Below are 19,268 nucleotides of genomic sequence, written 5' to 3'. Positions count from 1 at the left end.
CAGATCAAAGTCTGAGTCTAGTCAATGCTGGGAATACGGTCAGGCTGGGCGGGCTTCTTCGGCTTCCATCTCGGTGGGGGCGTGGAGCACCTTGTCGGCGTCTTCGCGCAGCTGCGCTGCAAGGTTGCAGGCGAGATCGAGCCGCCGCACTATCCAGGGCGACAGGTCATACGCAAACGGGTCTGTCTGCGGCAGCTCGGTCGGCCAGCTGGTTATTGTGGGGGCGCTGTCGGGTCGCTGCGGCTCGGTTGCGGTCAGCAGGCTTTCGATGAGAATTGACGCCTTCTGAAGCGGTTCGCGGGTAGTCTCCTGGTCGAGATGGCGCCGTCGCATGAGCATGGTCTTTACCACAGCAAGCTGAGCAAGCAGGTTGTGGCCATGAATCAGCAGGCTTTCGAGTGCTTCCAACGGGGGTCTGACCGCGCGGGGCTCCGATAGCGAACGACGCGTCGCTTGCACCAAGGCTGAGAGGCTGTCATAGGCTTCACGTCGAGCCAGACGCCATTCCAGCTCCGGCTCGTCATCGACGGCTTCCAGCTGTCCCAGATTCAGCGCACTGCGCGCGTGCCGCGCCTGGGCGGCCATGGTCCGCGCCACCAGCGCAGGTATCTGGTTGCGCTCCCAGGAAGGTAATACATAGCTGAACGCCCAGGCGATGCCGGTGCCAATCAAGGTGTCCGCCAGGCGCTCAATGATATTGAATGCTGGCGCCGTTCCGCCGCTCAGCAAATGCGCCTGGACCAGGCTTAGCACCGTGGCCGCTACGGCTGTGATCAAATAGCGTCTGATCGCAAAGGAGTGCGAAATCGCCTGAGCGAGCGGAACGATGACCAGCAGCAACAGGGCCGGTGCCTGCGTAGCCAGGATCGCTGCAGCCAATACGCAACCCAGCGCAGTGCCGGCGACCCGGCTGTTTCGTCGCTCGAGGGTGTGCGCCAGACTGCCGCGCAGTACCACCACGACGGCCAATAGAATCCAGTAATGGTGCGTGGCCCAGGGCATCGCCATTGCGATCATGTAGGCAGTCCCTACCGCCAGCGCCGCCCGAATAGCATGGCGCAGCGGGGGCGCATCCCAGTGCCAGACGTGGGTGAACGGCTTCCAGGACCAGGACGTAGGGCTGACAAACAATTGCCAGGCGGTGCGTACCACCGTCAGGTCGGGCGCAATCTCGCCGCGGGCCAGACCATTCAAACGCAGCACCTCATCGTTGATATTGCCGATACGATTGCCAATGGCCCGCGACATCGCCGTCGCTGGCGGCATGGGGCCCGGCGCCATGTCCTCCTCAAGCTCGCCACCCAGTTTGGCCAGTTGGGGTCGCTGATCAGTAAAAGGCGGCGGTTGTTGGCCTCGCAGCAGCGCATCAGCGATGGACTCGACCATCTTTGCCTGCTCCATCAACAGTGCACGAAGCTGATGGAACACCGGGGCATGGCCGGGCACCGCTCGCAGCGTATCCAGATCCAGTTCGCTGGCGAGCAAATGATCGCGAATTTCCAGCGAGCGCAGCAGCATGGCCGCGAGCTGTTGACGTCGAGGCGTGCGCGGCGATTCCAGAATGATGTCCCGCGCGGCCTGCAGCTGATCGGCCAGGGCAGCCTGTTGTTGCATCAACTGACCCGGCAGCACCGGTAGTGGATCCAGGGCGTCTGCCGGAACGAAGCGCCGGGCCTGGGTATGCATCATGGTGCTGAGTGAGAGCAGCGCCTCAGCGAGAATCTGGCTGCGGTAGCGTCCGTTCAGTGCAATGTTGGCGAGGGTTGAATAGAGGATGTACAGCGCCGAACCCATGGCGAAATAGAGGCAGGTGAAGAGCAGCCCGACCGACTGTGGATGTGCCGACACGGCCATGGAGAAGACCATCGAGAACATGATCGAAATGACTAATGGCAATCCGCGCTTGCCCCAGGCACCGGCCAGAAAGGCAAAGAAAGTCGCGGGGACCAGCAACAGACCGAGCCACAAAGGATCATCCTGCAACGCCTGCATGCTGGCAAACAGCGGCAGGCCGATTAACGCGGTCGGCAGGAGCGTCAGGAATTTGCCCCGGCGCGGCGCGGCGTGGTCGGTTGGGATACAGACAATGGCACCCACCGCGGCGACTGACCCGGCGTATGGGCTGATGAATAAAAAAGCGCTCCCGGCGACCAGCATCAGACCGAAACCGGCAGACACGCCGGTCAGCACGTAGGAGCTCAAAAGGGTGCGCAGAAGGTCTCGGAGAATCTCTCGGACGGGTGCGATGCGGGGCACTGGTTCGCCTTGTGTGATGCAGGGTGATGGTGTCCAGTGTAGACGACCAATTGTGCGCCCGGTCACATAATGCCGGCAGGGTATGAGCGCCAGGGTGCACTCACATCGCCCGCCAGCGCTTACTCCAGCTCAGTATCCTCGGACTTGTGTTGGCGTTTGGCAGTGAAATCGTTTTCGCCGAACACCTCTGCCAGTATTGTCTGCTCGATAAAGCTGCGTTCGCCCGAGCGGGCAGGGATGCGCACGATCAGATGCAGTTCACTGGCGGTGGGCAGTTGAATCGAGACGCGGGGATCCACCGTCGGTATGTCGAATCCGCGGTGTTCAGTGAGCCGTGTCATGTGCTTGCGGGCCTTGTCCAGATAGGGTTGGCAATGCTTTTCAGCCGACGCCATCAGTGCTTGCTGCGCGCCGCGCCAGTTGTCCTCCCGTTTGAAGGGCACGGTGAATACGTGAATGACGTAATCGTGGGTGTAGCTTTCGTTAATGACCGGTTCGGAAACGAACAGCGCATTGGGGATGATCGTCATACGGCCGGTGCGCTGGTGCGTGAGCCGCCCCGGTCCTACTTCAAGGATGGTGGTGGCCAACAGGTTCTGATCGATGACGTCGCCACGAAAATCCTTGACCTGAATACGGTCGCCGATCTGAAAGGAGCGCGCGCCAGATTTCAGCAATGAGCCGGTTAGACACAGGATCAACTCCTTGGTGGCGACCACGAAGGCCACGGCGATGGCGACAATGGACAGTGCCAGAGTGCGCAATTCCTCGCCCCAAATCATGACCAGGCCCATCAGCATCAACAGGATCAACCCGTTGCGCGTCTGCACTATCCATTTGCGCCGCAGCTCGGGGGCAAGTACGGCACGCCGGATGAACCGCGCCGAGACGGCGCGTAGAACCAGTATGCTGACCAGCAGGATGCCGGTGCTGATCAGCAGACTCAGGAAAGTGTCGGTAACCCGGATGCTGGACAGGTATGCGCCGATTTGTTCGATCATTCAAAGATTCTTCCGTGAGAGTAGACGTGCCGTGCAACGGGAGATTATCAGATAGCGTTCAACGATGGCCCGATCAGTTCTTCGAGCTGTTGATAGACGCCTGGGCAGGCGACCAGATAGGCATTGCCCTCGAGCAGCCCGTTGCCTCGGAAGAAATCGTTACGCATGCCGCCAGCTTCGCGCACCAGCACCAGGCCGGCCAGACAATCCCAGCTTTTCAGGCGTGTTTCGTAGTAACCAATCAAACGTCCGGCGGCTACGTAAGCGGTCATCAGCGCGCCCGAGCCGTTACGGTAGAACACGCCGCCCTGATCGAGCAGGCCGGAGAGAAAGGGCAGAAAATGCTCCTTGCCCTGCTGATAGAAGGTACCAACGCCCATCAGGCCTTCGCGCACATGGCCGGCATCGCTGACGTGCAATGGCGTGTCGTTAACATAGGCGCCGCGACCCAGGCAGCCATGGAAAACTTCATTGTGGTTGGGATCGGCAATTGCGCCCAGATAGGGCTCACCATCTATCATCAGTCCCACCGATACGCACCAGGTATGCAGGCCGTTGACAAAGCAGGCGGTGCCGTCAATCGGGTCGATCACCCACAGACAGCGGGCATCGAGCGCCGCCGAGCCGCTTTCCTCACCGAGGAAGCCATCGTCGGGAAACGCGGTTTTCAGCTCGTCGCGAATGAAGTCTTCCAGCTCGCGGTCGGCAATGCTGACCACGTTCTGCATGTCACCGTCCTTGGTATCGACAACCAGACTGGCCCGCTGGGCGTAATATTTCATCCCCTGCTGCGCGGCGTCCTGTGCCAGCCGCCGGGCGAGAGCGTAACGGCCGTCTATATCAAGGTCGCTGGTATCGGGAGTAGGCAGATTCGAATTCATTGCGGGCATTCCTGAAGCGGGCTGGGCAGCAAGAGTACTAAAAAAATCCATAAACATAACGCCGCGTCGGATAACGGGACGTTAAACAGGTGGTGTCAGGACGCGTCTGCGGCAGGAGCGTTTTTTCGGGTGCCGCGCAGGTTCATCAAAAACAGACCGAACTGCAAAATGATTAGTGCATACGCCTGAGCGTGCCAGCCCCAGGCGATCCATAGCGCATTGCTCAAGATAAAACAGAGAAAGCCCCAGTTGCGCTTTCGACGGGATTGCGAGCCGACCAGATAGGCGGCGACGAGCGTCGCGAGCATGGCCGGCCATTGCAGAGAATCGATAAAAGCATTGATATCCATGCTTGCTCTGACCGGCCGGCAAGCCAGACGTTCCGGATAGCGAAGCACGGCTCAAGCTCACTCATCGGGTTGCGGTTGGGCCTGCGCCTCGTTTTCCCGATGCTCCTCTTTCTTCGCCTCGAGCTTTTTTCTCTCGGTTCTGGGGCCGGTCAGGCTAAGCACTTTCCAGCCTTCCTCCGGCCGCAGGGCAGTGTCTGCTGTCATGACTTCTATGCGCCCCTTCGGTGAGATGGCGAACAGCGGGATGATGTCGTCATGGGCGCGCAGCAGGTCATCGAAGCCAAACTCGTCAGTGAGCAGAGTCTCCCGAATCTGCCAGTCCTTGCTCAGCAGGCTGGCGAACTTGCTGTAGCTCATGTCCTCGGTAAACAGGGTGTGACCACGCTGTTTTGAGCCCAGCTGATGTTTCTCGGCAATCTCGGATTGGGCCCCCGCCAGTAGCGTGAAGATGTTCCGATCACCAAATTCGGTGCGGTAGCGCATGCCGGCCACAACGTTCATCGCCGGATCAGGGGAGAGGGCCAGCAGTTTACCTACGCCAACCAGATCAAGGTGGTGATCGGCGTAACTTGATACCGGATTGCCGAAAAAGGTCGGCAGCCCGGCCATCCTGGCCTCGCGAATGTGTTCCCACTGCGAGCCGGTCAGTATCACGCGAAATTCCTGTTTCTGCAGTGCCGCGCCAATGGCCCGCGCAACCGGATTGGCGCCGACTATCAGAAAACCGCTCGGCGCCGGCTCGGCCACTTTCAGCAATTTGGCCAGGCCGCGGGAGGTCGCGCTCTGCAAGACCACGGTGCCGATGATGACCACAAAGGTCAGTGGTACCAGAATGGATGCGGCCTCGTGCCCGGCCTCTTCCAGCCTGATTGCAAACAGGGCTGATACCGCTGCAGCAACGATACCGCGCGGCGCGATCCACGACAGCAGCGTCTTCTCACGCCAGTTCAGGGTGGACCCTATTGATGACAGCCAGACTGATACCGGGCGCGCGATGAACTGCATGATCAGCAGCAGAATAATCGCCGCCCAGCCCAGCGACGTGATGTCATCAAGGGTCAGTCTCGCGGCGAGCAGAATGAACAGGCCCGAAATCAATACGACGCTGAGGTTTTCCTTGAAGTGCAGAATGTCATCAATATGCACGTCCTTCTTGTTGGCCAGCCACATGCCCATGAGTGTGACCGCCAGCAATCCGGATTCGTGGGCAAAGGTATCCGACACGCTGAATACGGTGGTGACCATTGCCAGTGTGGCGAGATTCTTCAGGTAATCCGGTATCCAGCCGCGTTGCAGCACCCAGCCCATGAACCAGCCGCCCAGAATACCCAGCACAGTGCCGATGACGATGGTCTGGAAAAAGGTAACGAACCCGTGCGCGAGCCCGGATGCCTGACTCTGAGCCACGATGAACTCGTACACCACCACCACCAACAGGGCGCCGATGGGGTCGATCAGAATTCCTTCCCAGCGCAGGATATTGGAGATATTTGCGTTGGGTCGCACCGTTCTCAGCATGGGCACGATCACGGTAGGGCCGGTCACCACTGTCAGCGCGCCGAACAGTACGCTCAGTTCCCAGCCAAGGCCAAACAGGAAATGCACGGCCACTGCTACGATGGCCCAAGTGACGCCTGCGCCGACCACCAATAATCGTCGGACGACCACCCGCTGCGTTCTGATTTCGCTCAGATCCAGCGTCAGGCTGCCCTCGAACAGAATCACCGCCACACAAAGGCTGATAAGCGGAAACAGCAGATCGCCCAGCAGTTCATCAGGGGAAAGCAGGGACGTGAAGGGGCCAAGCACGATACCCGCAGCGAGCAGGAACAGAATGGCCGGGAGCTTGACGCGCCAGGCGAACCACTGGCAACCGAAGGCGATCAAGGCAATGAGCGCGAATGACAGGGTCGCGTTTGTCAATGGAGATATCCTTGCTGGTGATGATCTGATGTGGCCATTCAGTAGGCCGTTGCTCTGATAGACCTGTCAGGTGGCGAAGCGACTCCGCCATTTCTCAACTCAAGTGCAGTTAATTCGGCGTGGGCCGGGCCTCGCCAGCTTCAATAGAACCAGCCGGTTCTGAACGAAGCGCCCACGACGACGAAGAGCACGCTGAGCAACGTGACCGGGATGATATGCCAGGCCATGGACACCAGTTTGGCTTCAGACAGGTTCGGGATCACCCGCAAGCGCGCATCCAGTGCGAAGCAGACAGTGGTTGCCAGCAGAAGAAGCTTCACGCCGATCAGTCGCCCAGTGACGTCGCTGGGATCCACCCAGCGGGCCGGATCGGGAACCAGTTGATAAGCCAGCATAAGCCCCGTGACCACCTGGATGATCAGCGCCGGCAAGCCGATGCGCTCATACGCCGACTCGAAGCGCAGCAGCTCGGCGGGGCTCCGCTCACGCAGCACTCTCGGCAGAATGGTAAAAGCCAGAATCAGGTGTCCACCGGTCCAGACCGTCGCGCCGAGTATGTGCAGAAGTATCAGAAGGCCGTACATGTCATCAGAACCCTGGTTGATGTCGTTTGAGGCGCACAGCCTACAACTAAACCACTCTTGAAACGCAGTGGATCCGGTTTCCGACTGGTTATTCAATCTGCTCGAGCAGGGCGGACATGATGTCATCCATGGAGACAAAGCCGAGCAACTGGTTGTCGTCCAGCACCAGAATGCGCTTGACCCGGTGCTGGGTCATCAAGCTGGCCACCTGTTTGACGGACAGGCTTTTGCCGACGGAAAGAGCCGGTTTGGCGCACACGTCATAAACGTTCAGCAGGTCGATGTCGCCGCCTTCCGCAATAACCGTTTTGAGGATGTTGGTGTAGGTAATCAGCCCCCAGGCGTCATGGGGGGTCTGTTGATCCACCACCAGGGATTTGAGGTTGTGTCGCTTCATCAGGCTTAGCGCCTCACGAAGGTTAGCGAAGGGCGATACGGTGACGACGTCAGTCACCATCACATCATTGACCAGTAACATGCCTGCTCACTCCAGATCGGATTCTTTGAGATGTTGTTCGAATTTTTCAAACTGGGATAGATCGATACCCCCGAGATGGTCCAGCGGCACCGTGAACACCAGGCCCTGAGAGTCCTCCTTGGTGGGCATCAGGATCTTCTGGATTGCCTTGAGTACTTCCAGCGACAAGCTTTTTTCCAGCACCATCAACAGTACGCTCTGGCTGCCGTCGTAGGTCAGGCCGAAAAAGGTCTTACGTGTGTTGTTGCTGATGCCCCGGGCAGACATGATGGTAATGCCACCGGCGCCCAGCTCCCGTGCGCAGTCAATGCACTGCTGCTCCAGGTCTTCGGGAGCGATGGTGATGAGTGCAGAGAATTTCATCGGTCAACCTCTTTGGCAGTATGACGGTCGGATACCCATTGGATAATGATGGCGTAGGCCATCACCGTAACGATAGGGAATATGGAGGCGAACGCAATAAGGCCGAAGCCATCTATCAGCACATTGCGTCCTTCGATATGGGTGGCCAGACCGATACCCAACGCCGTAACCAGGGGAACGGTGACCTCTGAGGTGGTGACGCCGCCCAGATCGTAGGCAAGTGCCACGATATACCGGGGCGCCAGTGCTGTCAGGATGATGACCAGCGTGTAACCGCCGATGATGTAGTAGTGCATCGAGCCGCCGACGATAATCCGGTGTACCCCTATGCTGATGCCGATGGCCACGCCAATGGCAACCAGAATCCGGATGACATTACCGTTGATCTGCCCGGATGCGGCCTCTTCGGCCTGTTTGCCGACCGCAATCAATGCCGGCTCCGCCATGGTGGTGGCAAAACCGATCATGAAGGCAAACAGGTAGACATAGGCGAAGTTATCGAGCCCGATCAGCTGTTCGGCCATGGAGGTGCCAATCGGGAACAGCCCCATCTTCAGGCCCACAACAAAAGCGTAGAGACCCAGAATTACCAGCAGAAAGCCAAACAGGATCTTTGCCGGGTTGGCCAGCGCTTTCCGTAGCACCACGTACTGAAAGAACACGATGGTCAGAATGATGGGAATGACATCGCGGAACATGGTGGCCAGATCCAGGAGCATCTTCAGCGGCCCGGAGATCGCAGCTTTGTCCGCGCCCGCCGTGGTCATTATCTCGACGCCTGGGTCGGCTCCACTGAATACGAATATGCCGTAAAGCTGCACGGTAATCATCGGCACCATCACCGCCAGCGCCACCAGGCCAAAGCCATCCATCAGTGGATTACGGCCCCGGATGGACGCCGCGAGACCAATACCCAGCGCCGCGATCAACGGGACGGTAACAATATTGGTGGTGACGCCGCCGGAATCATAGGCGAGGCCGATGATCTCCGCCGGGGCGAACCAGGTGATCACCACCACAGTGATGTACCCGCCAATCATGAACCAGTGCAGCGGGTAGCCGAATATAGTGCGAAACACGCCCAGTGCTATCACCATGCCGACTGAGACGGCGACCAGCAGCCTGAGCGTCAGCGCATCGATCCGTCCCTCGCTGATGTCCTGAGCCTGCTGCGCCACCGCAATCAATGCGGGTTCTGCGACCACGGCGGAGAACCCGATGGCAAATCCGAACGCCAGCAGAATGGGCACAGACCCTTTACGCGCAAACTGGTTGGACAGGCTTTTACCGACGGGAAATATGCTCAGCTCCAGCCCTTGCAGGAACAGCGCGACACCTACGGCCACGATACCCAAGCCTATTACCATGCTCAGGGTGTTTTCCGGAACCTGCTGCAGAATCGCCAGCTGGAAGAACACCACCACCACGATGATGGGCAGCAGGTTCTTGAAGGCATGCAAGAGTGCGTGGGAAAAGGCTTTGAGGTAGACCACGCTGTCCTTTTATTCTGTTGGCCTGAAAGCACCGATTCTGACGCAAACCAGGCGCTACCAGCAAGCCGCGTAGGGCCCCGTCGTGAATTGGATAGGCGCGCCGCCGCGGTCTGGGCGCTCGGCGGGTTGAAGCCGCTGTTTCCAAAGATCCTCGCAGCTGCCACCATGGTTCTAAACCTCTCTCGCAACCCCTCATTTCGGAGCAGTTCATGAACACATTACACATCGATATCGTCTCGGATATTGCCTGTCCCTGGTGCGCCATCGGCTACGCTCGACTGGAGCGCGCCATGGCTGCGCTCAAAGGTGAGCTGGAATTCACGGTTACCTGGCATGCCTTTGAACTGAACCCGGACGCCTCGGGCGAAGGAGAGCCGATCCTGGAGGCGCTGAGCCGAAAATATGGCCGTAGCGAAAGCGAGATGGAGGCATCCCAGGCCAATATGATCAGCATCGCCAACGAGCTTGGCCTGAATTTCGAGAAGATGCAGCAGCGCCGCACCGCCAATACCTTCGATGCGCACCGGCTGGTCAAGTGGGCCGGGGAGCAGGGGCAGCAAACGCAGATGAAGCAGGCCTTGTTCGACGCCTATTTCGGTCGCGCGGAAAACGTTTCCGATGAGCAGGTGTTGCTGCGCTGTGTTGAATCCATTGGTCTTGATGCCGATGAGGCCAAGGCCGTGCTGGCCTCGCAGCGCTATGCCGACGCGGTACGCGCTGATGAGGAGCGTTATCGGCAGGCTGGGGTCACCGGCGTGCCGGCGTTCATCATCAACGAGCAGTACATGATTGCCGGGGCGCAGGAGCCTGACGCGCTAGCCACTGCCTTCCGGGATATCGCCTCCGGCACGCCCAATGTTTGAAATACAGCCGCTGGACCCGGAGGCGTACCGCAAACAGACACGGCGCAGTACCCTGATTGTGGTGGCGATATTCGTGGTGTCCGCCTTGAGCTTGTCGTCGCTGGCGGTCGCGGTGCTCGGCGAGCCAAGTGGCAATAATTTCATCTGGAATCTGGCGGGGGTGCTCACGGGGTTACTGCTCACCAGTTTCATCGTGCGCGGGTTGTTGTGGGACAAACCGTTCATGGCGGCTGCACGCTACGGCTGGCAGCTCAAACGCAGCCTGATGAGCGTGACCAATGTCATGCACCAGGTCGAAGCCGGCGTGGCGGCCAATGATCCGGAGGCGATGAAGCTCTTGCGTTTCTACCATCAGGGTCTGACGCAAATGCATCAGCTTGACGGTAATACCAGCGCCCTGGCAGAGCTTCGCGTCGAGAGTGAAGCGCATCGCCAGCGACTGGAAGCGCAGGGACTTGCCGAGGATCAACCCCGTCTGGATCCGCACTGGCTGGAAGCCGTCAAAGGCTACGGTAAGCGCGTCAAGTAAGGAAAGCGCCCCACGAGGTGGGGCGCGTAGGGGTTTATTGCAGGAGGGTTTACTGCAGATAGTCGCGGAACTGCACAGAAATCGAACGTACTTCACTCGAAGGCCAGTTAGGCACGTTGATCAGCTGCGTAGCACCCTCGCCACCGCGCGGCGTCAGCTCTATGGCGATAATGTTATCGGGCGGAGAGGCTGCAGGCAGGTACAGATCCACGCTGGATATAAAGGGGATCGCCCCGAGCGTCGGGTCAGGTGTTCCGGGTGCACTCTGCTGGTCAGCGCCCCGATCGTGCAGGAAAAGACTGCTGAGTCGGTCCAGAAGCGGAGCGGTTTCGGCTGTTATCAGGTTTGTCCCGTTCACTGTTAATACATCATTACTGTCTCCCTGATCGCCCCATAGCTCCTTGTCTCGGCCGATATTCAGGTTCGTATGTGCTGGACTGCGCGACAGAAGAGCTCCGACTCCGCTGCCGGGTAGCGATGTATTCAAACGCACGAAATGGCTGTCCTGAAGGTATCCTTCCCGATAGAAGAAATGGTCGGCATTTTCGACATCCCGGATCAGGCCGAACTCGTAGGTGGAGCCTTTTACCACGCGTACGGGGCCCCACTCACCGGTATTGTTGATTGGTGTTTCATATACCGGCATATCCGCCAGACGGATGCCGCTCGCCGGATCGACCTCAAACACTCTGAGTGTGGTGCCCGCTGCGCCGATATTCTGCGGGAATATGTTTGCCTGCCCCGCAATCCATACTTCATCACCCTCGGCCGGCGGAACCTGATTGGTGGTCGGTTCGCGGTCGTTGAAGAAGCGGAACATACGGGTGAAGGAGTCAGCTGACGTGGCTACCTCAATGTGTCCAACCGGGGCGTCCGGCTCGGGATAGATGTTTTCCGCGCCGGTAACTTCCTCGGTTACATATTGCCCCCACAGCGCCAGGGTCGGCACCTGACCAGGCGGTGCATCCGCTGGGCGGCCGTCGATGTTTACATAGTGCGCCACCTTGGCCGCGTGCTGAGGCGATGCCAGATAGATTGCACTAACGAATGTGCCCAGCGAATGACCCATCAGATCAATCTGCTCTGCGCCGGTAGTGCGCAGTAACTCGTCGATCAGTGCATTAAGTCGGGCGTGGCGCTCGGCTGTGACTGCCGGATCAGTGATGCCGGTGGGATTGCTGGTGTCGTATTCGAATACGGCCAGATGCGAGCGGGGATACCCATTGGCCAGAAAGCGCTGCGCCTGTGATTCAAATTGGGAGGCGGAACCTGCGCCGCCGTGGATGAAGAGTACCGGCCGCAGGGAGTGGTCGACCGGCTTGCCGGCTTGCTTGTCGAGCGAGTCCTGCAGATGGGTCCAGGCCTGCAGCGCACTGCGCAATTCACGCTGTCCCGCTTGCGCGTTTTCGGCAAATACCGCCTCTGCATTGAGTGCCGACAGCAAACCCTCCGGCCCAGTCATGGCCGCCTCAAAGCCTTGGGTGTCAGCCCAGTCGATCGTCGAACCCAGGGTGTTGTTGGCTTCGATGGCGGCGATAATCTCCGGCGTGATGCCGATACCATTGGTGAGATCGCCGTCGGCATCCAGTGATTGCAGAAAGCGCGACATATTGATCACTGCGGGATCACCGATCTGTTCGGCGTCTGCCAGGATATCCTTCGGGGTCAGCACTGGCTGTCCGACGGCGGAACCAAGCTCGATACCTGCCAGTGAGAAGGTCACCGGTTCACCTTCCTGGTACGTGAAAACACCGCCTTGGGTGGTGGTGCCGTTCTGGCTGGGTGTTTCGTAGGTAATGCCTGCCACCGGGCTATCAAGAAAAACGCCCTCGGATACCTCCGCCGGGTTTGGGTCCGGGTCGGGATGCTGAGGGTTATCATTATCCGAGTCGGATCCTGAGCTGCATCCGGCCAGAGACAGGGAGAGAAGAAGTGATATCGCTGCGCCGCGGAGACCCGCGCGCTGTCCATAATCATTCATGCCGAATCCTCTTTTATTGTTGGAAAGCCATTGCTGCGTTGCCACGGCTGAAGACACATAATCAGCAATCGTTCAGAGAGTAGGACACTTTTGTGAACTGTTCCGTGAGCCGGGTCCTAATGGAGGCTCGCGAGACAGTCGGCACAGACAGCGGAATGCGATGTCGGACCGGGATACAGCCCGTCTGCCGGCGAGCGCTCGGTTGTTCGTCTCACACTAGGCTGGCCTATCCTTGATTTATCGGTAAACTCGTCTGTAATAGGCGTCTTAGAGCGGTTTCGCTTGATTGATGAAAGCATCAAGCCGGGCCTGGGACCGCTGGATAATTCAACCATCACATTGACGTCTTCTGGAGGCATTAGTGAGCCAGGTCAACAGCCCGAGATTCGATAACAGTTACCTGCGATTGCCGGATCGTTTCTATACCCGTCAGGCGCCCGAGCCCGTCAAGGCGCCGCGGATGATCCGCATTAACGAGGATCTGGCACGGCAGTTGGGTATATCGCTCGAATGGCTGAACTCGCCCGAAGCCCTGCAGGTGCTCGCTGGCAACCAGCTGGCACCGGGCTCCGAGCCGATTGCTACGGTCTATGCCGCCCACCAGTTCGGCGGCTGGAATCCGCGTCTGGGTGACGGACGCGCAGTGCTGCTAGGCGAGGTGATTGATCCCCGAGGACAACGTTTTGATATTCAGCTCAAGGGTTCCGGGCGCACGCCCTATTCGCGTGGTGGCGACGGTCGTTCACCGCTCGGCCCGGTACTGCGTGAGTACATCGTCAGCGAGGCAATGGCCGCACTGGGCGTGCCGACATCGCGTAGTCTGGCTGCGGTCACGACTGGCGAGAAGGTGCGACGCGAGCGCAGCCTGCCCGGAGCCATATTGACGCGCGTGTCGGCAAGCCACATCCGCATCGGCACCTTTCAGTATTTTGCCGCCCGCGATGATCATGAGGCGGTGCACATACTCGCTGACCATGTCATCAAACGTCATTATCCGGCGGCAGCCAACGCCGAACGGCCCTATGTGGCGCTGCTGCAGGCAGTGATCGCACGCCAGGCCAATCTGGTTGCCGAGTGGCAGCAGCTGGGGTTCATCCACGGCGTAATGAATACCGACAACATGCTGGTATCCGGCGATACCGTGGATTATGGCCCCTGTGCGTTCATGGACGCCTACCATCCGGACAAGGTGTTCAGCTCCATTGATGAGCGCGGACGCTACGCCTATTCCAATCAGCCAGGCATCGCCCAGTGGAACCTCGCCTGGCTGGCGCGCGCACTGCTGCCGCTACTCGACGAGGATGAAGACGCGGCGGTGCTGGCCGGGCAGCAGGCAATCGACGCCTATGAGAAGCAGTATCTGGATGCCTACGACGATCTGATGCGGCGCAAGCTCGGGCTGACCCGTACCAATGAGAAGAGCAAGGCACTGGTGACCGAGCTGCTGCAAACGATGCACGAAGCAAGCGCCGACTACACGTTGACGTTCCGTCGTCTGGCCGAGTTGGCCGGGCCGACGCCGGATCAGTCCAGCGTCGCGAATATCTTTGAACTGCCAGAAAGCCTTCAGCCATGGCTGAAGAAGTGGCGGGCCCAGCTTGGCCGTGAGCAAGCGCCAATAGCTGAGCGGCAACAGGAGATGCTGGCGTTGAACCCGGTGTTCATTCCACGCAATCATCTGGTCGAGGAGGTGATCCAGGCGGCGACTGACAAGGATGATTTCGAGCCGTTTCACCGGTTGGTCGAGCGCCTCGCAGCGCCTTGCAGCTATGATGAGGGGGATGCCCGCTACGCTATGCCACCGCGTGCAGAACAGGTGGTGGCACGTACCTTCTGCGGGACCTGACTCAACACAGGAAACAGTGGATGCTCAAGCCTGCAGGCGGACAACTCAAGACCAGGCTGTTCCAGATAATCTTCGAGTCGGATTCGCGTCTGGCCAAAGGCTTCGATATTGCCCTGGCGGGGCTGATATTGCTCAGCGTCGCCGTGGTGCTGCTGGACAGCGTTGCGTCCTACCACGAGCGTTTCGGTGTGCTTTTCTATCGGCTGGAATGGGCCGTGACCGTGCTTTTTACCATCGAGCTGGGACTGCGCATCTACTGCCTGGAAAAACCCTGGTTGTATCTGCGAAGTTTCTACGGCGTGATCGATCTGCTGGCGGTGCTGCCCACCTGGTTGGCGCTGATCCTCCCCGGTGCGCAGACGCTGGTGGTCATCCGTTTGCTGCGCACACTGCGTCTGTTCCGGGTTCTGGAGATGATGTCGCTGGTGGGGCAGGGGCGTTTGTTGCTCGACGCCCTGGCACGCAGCCGCGGACAGATCATGTTGTTTCTGTTCTCGGTACTGATGCTGGTTACGATATTTTCCTCGCTGTTGTATCTGATCGAACCCCCCGAAGCGGGGTTTACCAGTATTCCCAAGGCGATCTACTGGGGCGTGGTTACCCTGACGACGGTGGGATATGGCGATATCACGCCGATCACGCCCTTGGGGCAGTTCATTTCGATGATGATCATGCTGATCGGCTACTCGATCATTGCGCTGCCCATCGGCGTGTTTTCAGTCGAGGTGATCAATGCGTTGCGCCAGGAGCGCTACTCGGCGGAGGCCTGCCCTGGTTGTGGTAAAAGCGAGCATGAACGCAATGCGCGGTACTGCAAATATTGTGGCACCTGGCTGGACGAGGAAACGCAGGATCCCAATCAGTCGGCCTAACGGGCGGGGTTGGGCAACTCAACGATGCGTGCGGACACCTCAGTGCCCGTCACTGTTAGTTCGGCCACGGCGATGGGCAGCTTGAAGCGGCGGCGACCTGCGCTGCCGGGGTTGATGTACAGCACACCGGCGCGTTCGGTAATCGAGGGTTTGTGCGAATGCCCCGAGATCACCACGCGCGCACCGATGTCGATGGGATTGACGGTTAACGCTTTCAGATCATGAATGATATAGATGCCCGTTTGCTCCAGCGTAAAGAATGCTGTCTCCGGCAGCCGCTGCGCCCATTCGCCGCGGTCGTTGTTGCCGCGCACTGCGGTGACCGGTGCCAGGGTGGCGAGTCTCTCGATAATCCACTCATCCATGATGTCGCCGGCATGGACGATGTGGTCGCTGCCGGTCAGGAAAGCGATGGCCTCATCGCGCAGCAAGTCATGGGTATCAGCAATCAGACCGACTCTAAGCATAGGGCGTCCGGACCGCTGCGGCGGAGCCTGGGGTCCGCCGGCAGCTGCCTTCAGATTCAGTCTTGCAAAATCGACTCACAGCGCTTTGAAGCATCAATCAGTCGTTGGCGCGTTTCGGGGTCGATTTCCTGTTGGCTGCCCATCTCTTCCAGTTCAGCGGTGCTGAATTCGCTACTGACCTCGTCCGCTGCACACTCGCAGAATGCCTTGGCTGTGGCAGCGCTGTGCGCGGCCTGTGCGCCTTCGATGCATTCAGCAACAAAGGGCGCTTTGGCGCCTTCGGGCCATTCGGCGCTGGCGGGCAGGGCAACGGCCAACGGAAACAGCAAGGCAATCAGGTGACGGTACTTCATGCGGTACTCCTTGTGGGTGCAGTCAGGCCGAAATGCCTGGTATCTCATCTGAGGCGGACCAGCGGAGCGAGTTCCCCTTGATCCTGCATCCATACTCGCATCGAAGCTGTCATCATGATGGCTGGTTGTCAAAAGAGAGGACTATGCGCATCAACGAATCATCCGAAACCACCCGGGGCGTCGCCTTCGGGATTGCCGCCTATGCCATGTGGGGATGCTTTCCGCTGTTCTTCGCCCTGTTTGACGGCGTGCCCGCCTATGAGGTGCTGGTGCACCGGATTCTCTGGTCCTGTGTGTTTCTGATGCTGGTGATCAGCCTGTTGCGCCGCTGGCAGCCAGTGACCGCGGCCCTGGCCAATCCGAGCGGGCTCGGGCGTGTGGCACTGTGTGCTGTATTGATCGCCATCAATTGGGGCTTGTACATCTACGCCGTCGAGACGAAGCATGTATTGCAGGCCAGTCTGGGCTATTTCCTCACACCGCTGATCAACGTCGCCCTGGGTGTATTGATACTCCGTGAACGTATGGCGCGCCTGCAGGTTGTTTCGGTGCTGCTGGCGGGTGTCGGGATCATGATACAGATCGTAATGCTCGCCAGCGTGCCCTGGATCAGCCTGATTCTGGCGGTGTCCTTTGGCTGTTATGGACTGGTGCGCAAGCAGATCGTCCTGGATGGCTTGTCTGGTCTGTTCGTCGAAACGCTGATCCTGCTGCCGATCGCCTTATTGGCGTTTGGCTGGCTGAGCGCATCGGGCGCGTCCAACTTCCTGGTGGAAGGCAATACTTTGCTGTTGATCGCGTGCGGCGCAGTGACTGCGGTGCCGTTGTTGGCCTTCGCGGGTGCGGCGCGACGCTTGCGCCTGTCCACCGTGGGCTTTCTGATGTATATCAACCCGACACTGCAATTTCTCATAGCGCTGTTTGTATTCAACGAGCCGCTGAACTCGGTGCAGTTGATCAGTTTCATTACTATCTGGATCGCTCTGGCGCTCTATTCCTGGTCCGCATGGCAGGGGAGCCGGGCGGTTGAACAACGAATCTGAGGCGACATGCAAAGACCCATCACCGGTTATCATCTGGACGAAGAGAAGCACTGGGTGGCTGAGCTGGCATGCGGGCATTTTCAGCATGTCAGACACAATCCGCCCTGGCAGGAACGCTTCTGGGTGATCACCGAGATGGGCCGCAACAGTCGATTGGGTTTTCTACTCAACTGCAAGAAGTGTGATGAGGGCGCGCCGCCGGACCAGATAGCATGAAGCGGATTGCCCGGCGGGTCAGGCTGGTCGCGGTCAGAGTATTTCCCGCGCCACATCCAGCACGCGCCCGTCCACGGTGCGCTGCAGTTTGTCTTCGATCTCGCTGCAGATCGATTCGACCTTTTGCGCGGTAGTCGCCGCAACCACGAACGACCACTCGCTGGCGTCCAGCCGGTCCAGGTCCGCGCTTTCGCACACGGCGATCGACGGATTACGCCCAAACTTTTCGTGCAGACCGCCCATACGCTGGCGCTTTTCCTTGAGTGAACCGCAGCCGGGCAGCGATATCCTGAAGGTCAGTACAGCAATGTTCATGCGCGACTCCTGTTCTGGTGCAAGTCAGGGTGCGTTGCGATTGGAGCAGCGCAATCCCGTGCCTGTGGCTGAGTCCTAGAGTGTCGTCTCGGCAGAGCCCTCACGCCAGTCTTCGGCAACCTGGGTGCCGCGCGCCTCATTGACAGGCAGGACGGTAAAAATAGCCACGGTAAACAATGCCATGCAAAACAGAATGGCATCGGCCAGCCCGAACGCCCACTGCACCAGCCCCAGCCCGAGTATGCCGAACACCGCTGCGAGCTTGGACGCAGTGCCCCACAGGCCAAAGAATTCGGCGGATTTACCGAGCGGCGTTAATACGCCCACCAGCGCACGGCCGGCGGATTGCGAAGCGCCGAGACTGGTGCCGGCGAGCGCGCCGGCAAACAGGAAGACATGCTGGGGCTCCCAGTCCACCCCTAACCACGCGCGAAGCAGGCCGGTCAGGTTGGGGGTTTGCCAGATCGCCAGAATTGCCACCAGCCACAGCAACAGCGTAAGAATGTAGGTCAGGCGCGCACCCAGTCGGCTTTGCAATGCACCGAAGGCAAAGGCGCCGAGTGCGGCCGTAATCTGCACTGTAATGAACATGAACGCGCGAATTTCCTCGTTCCAACCGATCACCTGCGCGCCATAGATGAAAGAGAAGGCGATGATGATGTAGATGCCGGCCATCGAGAAGAAGATGGATATCAGCAGCGAGCGCAGATCCCGAAACTGATGTATTTCCTTGAAGGTGGTGCCCACCCGCAGCATGCCCACGCTGAACAGCGACTGGCCGGCGGGTGTCTCGCGTTTGCTGCCGCGCTCCTTGAGCCAGATGAACGTGGGAATTGCTGCGACGAGGAAGAACCCCGCGGCAAAGGGGCCCACCCAACGGATGACTTCGTAGTTCTCCGCCGACACATCGCCGAGGAAATACAGCGTAAAGGCCGTGGCCACCAGCCCGCCGATATAACCGACACCCCAGCCCAGCCCGGAGATCCAGCCCAGCGCCTGACGCGGGCCGAGATCCGGCAGAAAGCTGGCAACGAACCCTTCGCCCATGGAGTAGGCGAAGTTGGACAGGATGATCAGCAGCATGGCCGGCACTATCCAGCCGGGCTCGACAAAGTACAGCAAGGCTGTGGTGAGCACGGTCAGCAGATAACTGCCGAACAGAAAGCGTTTGCGGCTGCGCGAATAATCCATGATCGCGCCGCATACCGGATTGGCCACCACCACCATCAGATAACTGACCGCCAGTGCCAGACTCCATAGCAGATTGCCCATCCGGTAATCCGGCGCATCGCCTACGATCACCCGGGTGAAGAGATCCCCGAAAATCACCGTAATGATCAACAGCGTGTAGCCCTGATTAGCGAAATCGAACATAGCCCAGCCAAATATTTCCCGCTTGGGCGCAAGTTCGGTGCGGTTCATGAAAACTCCTGACTAACGAATCGGACAAACAG

20 protein-coding genes are annotated in these 19,268 nt (G+C 59.2%); 6 read left to right on the top strand and 14 right to left on the bottom strand.

Annotation, left to right across the window (positions count from 1 at the left end; all coding sequences use genetic code 11):
• Nucleotides 1-39: 39 nt before the first annotated feature.
• From FHK95_RS11090 to FHK95_RS11050, 9 genes are all read right to left on the bottom strand, one after another.
• Complete coding sequence (locus FHK95_RS11090; RefSeq protein WP_206668564.1) at nt 40-2,256, bottom strand: FUSC family protein; 2,217 nt, start codon at nt 2,254-2,256, stop codon at nt 40-42.
• Between the two features lie 119 nt (nt 2,257-2,375).
• Nucleotides 2,376-3,257, bottom strand: a complete 882-nt coding sequence (locus tag FHK95_RS11085) for a mechanosensitive ion channel domain-containing protein (protein ID WP_150304682.1) — start codon at nt 3,255-3,257, stop codon at nt 2,376-2,378.
• A gap of 47 nt (nt 3,258-3,304) precedes the next feature.
• The gene (locus tag FHK95_RS11080; protein WP_150304681.1) at nt 3,305-4,138 is read right to left on the bottom strand and encodes an inositol monophosphatase family protein; all 834 of its coding nucleotides are present in this window, start codon (nt 4,136-4,138) and stop codon (nt 3,305-3,307) included.
• A 95-nt stretch (nt 4,139-4,233) separates the two neighbouring features.
• Nucleotides 4,234-4,488 (bottom strand): hypothetical protein, encoded by a 255-nt coding sequence (locus FHK95_RS11075; protein ID WP_150304680.1) that lies wholly within the window; start codon nt 4,486-4,488, stop codon nt 4,234-4,236.
• 57 nt (nt 4,489-4,545) lie between these two features.
• Nucleotides 4,546-6,411, bottom strand: coding sequence for a cation:proton antiporter (locus FHK95_RS11070; RefSeq protein WP_150304679.1), 1,866 nt, complete (start codon nt 6,409-6,411; stop codon nt 4,546-4,548).
• Between the two features lie 140 nt (nt 6,412-6,551).
• Nucleotides 6,552-6,995, bottom strand: a complete 444-nt coding sequence (locus FHK95_RS11065; RefSeq protein ID WP_150304678.1) for a CopD family protein — start codon at nt 6,993-6,995, stop codon at nt 6,552-6,554.
• An 88-nt stretch (nt 6,996-7,083) separates the two neighbouring features.
• A complete protein-coding gene (locus tag FHK95_RS11060) occupies nt 7,084-7,473 on the bottom strand; it encodes a CBS domain-containing protein (RefSeq protein WP_150304677.1) in 390 nt (129 codons plus the stop codon).
• Nucleotides 7,474-7,479: 6 nt separating this feature from the next.
• On the bottom strand, nt 7,480-7,836 hold the full coding sequence (locus tag FHK95_RS11055; protein WP_150304676.1) for a transcriptional regulator: 357 nt from the start codon (nt 7,834-7,836) through the stop codon (nt 7,480-7,482).
• A complete protein-coding gene (locus tag FHK95_RS11050) occupies nt 7,833-9,329 on the bottom strand; it encodes a DUF1538 domain-containing protein (RefSeq protein WP_150304675.1) in 1,497 nt (498 codons plus the stop codon). Before FHK95_RS11050 ends, FHK95_RS11055 begins: the two co-directional genes overlap by 4 nt.
• A 209-nt stretch (nt 9,330-9,538) precedes the next feature.
• Here FHK95_RS11050 and FHK95_RS11045 point away from each other — a divergent pair, with 209 nt between their 5' ends.
• Both FHK95_RS11045 and FHK95_RS11040 read left to right on the top strand, forming a co-directional pair.
• Nucleotides 9,539-10,192 (top strand): DsbA family oxidoreductase, encoded by a 654-nt coding sequence (locus tag FHK95_RS11045; protein WP_150304674.1) that lies wholly within the window; start codon nt 9,539-9,541, stop codon nt 10,190-10,192.
• A complete protein-coding gene (locus FHK95_RS11040) occupies nt 10,185-10,721 on the top strand; it encodes a DUF3087 domain-containing protein (protein ID WP_150304673.1) in 537 nt (178 codons plus the stop codon). Before FHK95_RS11045 ends, FHK95_RS11040 begins: the two co-directional genes overlap by 8 nt.
• Nucleotides 10,722-10,770: 49 nt before the next feature.
• Here the strand turns inward: FHK95_RS11040 and FHK95_RS11035 are convergent, their stop codons facing one another.
• Entirely contained in the window at nt 10,771-12,702 is a 1,932-nt protein-coding gene (locus FHK95_RS11035; RefSeq protein WP_150304672.1) for an alpha/beta fold hydrolase, read from the bottom strand.
• A gap of 361 nt (nt 12,703-13,063) precedes the next feature.
• Here FHK95_RS11035 and FHK95_RS11030 point away from each other — a divergent pair, with 361 nt between their 5' ends.
• Together FHK95_RS11030 and FHK95_RS11025 are read left to right on the top strand one after the other, a co-directional pair.
• A complete protein-coding gene (locus FHK95_RS11030) occupies nt 13,064-14,548 on the top strand; it encodes a protein adenylyltransferase SelO (protein ID WP_150304671.1) in 1,485 nt (494 codons plus the stop codon).
• A 20-nt stretch (nt 14,549-14,568) separates the two neighbouring features.
• Nucleotides 14,569-15,420: an ion transporter gene (locus FHK95_RS11025; RefSeq protein ID WP_150304670.1), complete on the top strand. Its 852-nt coding sequence runs from the start codon at nt 14,569-14,571 to the stop codon at nt 15,418-15,420.
• Here the strand turns inward: FHK95_RS11025 and FHK95_RS11020 are convergent.
• Nucleotides 15,417-15,887: a metallophosphoesterase family protein gene (locus FHK95_RS11020; RefSeq protein WP_150304669.1), complete on the bottom strand. Its 471-nt coding sequence runs from the start codon at nt 15,885-15,887 to the stop codon at nt 15,417-15,419. The genes FHK95_RS11025 and FHK95_RS11020 overlap by 4 nt on opposite strands.
• A gap of 56 nt (nt 15,888-15,943) precedes the next feature.
• Nucleotides 15,944-16,240, bottom strand: a complete 297-nt coding sequence (locus FHK95_RS11015) for a hypothetical protein (RefSeq protein ID WP_150304668.1) — start codon at nt 16,238-16,240, stop codon at nt 15,944-15,946.
• Nucleotides 16,241-16,383: 143 nt separating this feature from the next.
• On the opposite strand from FHK95_RS11015, the gene rarD reads away from it, so the two are divergent.
• Nucleotides 16,384-17,283, top strand: coding sequence for an EamA family transporter RarD (rarD, locus tag FHK95_RS11010; protein ID WP_150304667.1), 900 nt, complete (start codon nt 16,384-16,386; stop codon nt 17,281-17,283).
• Between the two features lie 6 nt (nt 17,284-17,289).
• Nucleotides 17,290-17,499 carry a DUF3565 domain-containing protein gene (locus tag FHK95_RS11005; protein ID WP_150304666.1) on the top strand — a complete coding sequence of 70 codons (210 nt, stop codon included), beginning with the start codon at nt 17,290-17,292 and terminating at the stop codon, nt 17,497-17,499.
• 33 nt (nt 17,500-17,532) lie between these two features.
• On the opposite strand, the gene FHK95_RS11000 is transcribed toward FHK95_RS11005, so the two are convergent.
• Complete coding sequence (locus tag FHK95_RS11000) at nt 17,533-17,814, bottom strand: DUF503 domain-containing protein (RefSeq protein WP_150304665.1); 282 nt, start codon at nt 17,812-17,814, stop codon at nt 17,533-17,535.
• 75 nt (nt 17,815-17,889) lie between these two features.
• Complete coding sequence (locus FHK95_RS10995) at nt 17,890-19,236, bottom strand: MFS transporter (protein WP_150304664.1); 1,347 nt, start codon at nt 19,234-19,236, stop codon at nt 17,890-17,892.
• Nucleotides 19,237-19,268: the final 32 nt, after the last annotated feature.

The organism is Pseudomonas saliphila, from assembly GCF_008638345.1.
Taxonomy (GTDB): domain Bacteria; phylum Pseudomonadota; class Gammaproteobacteria; order Pseudomonadales; family Pseudomonadaceae; genus Halopseudomonas; species Halopseudomonas saliphila.
This window is presented reverse-complemented; position numbering and strand designations above follow the sequence as displayed.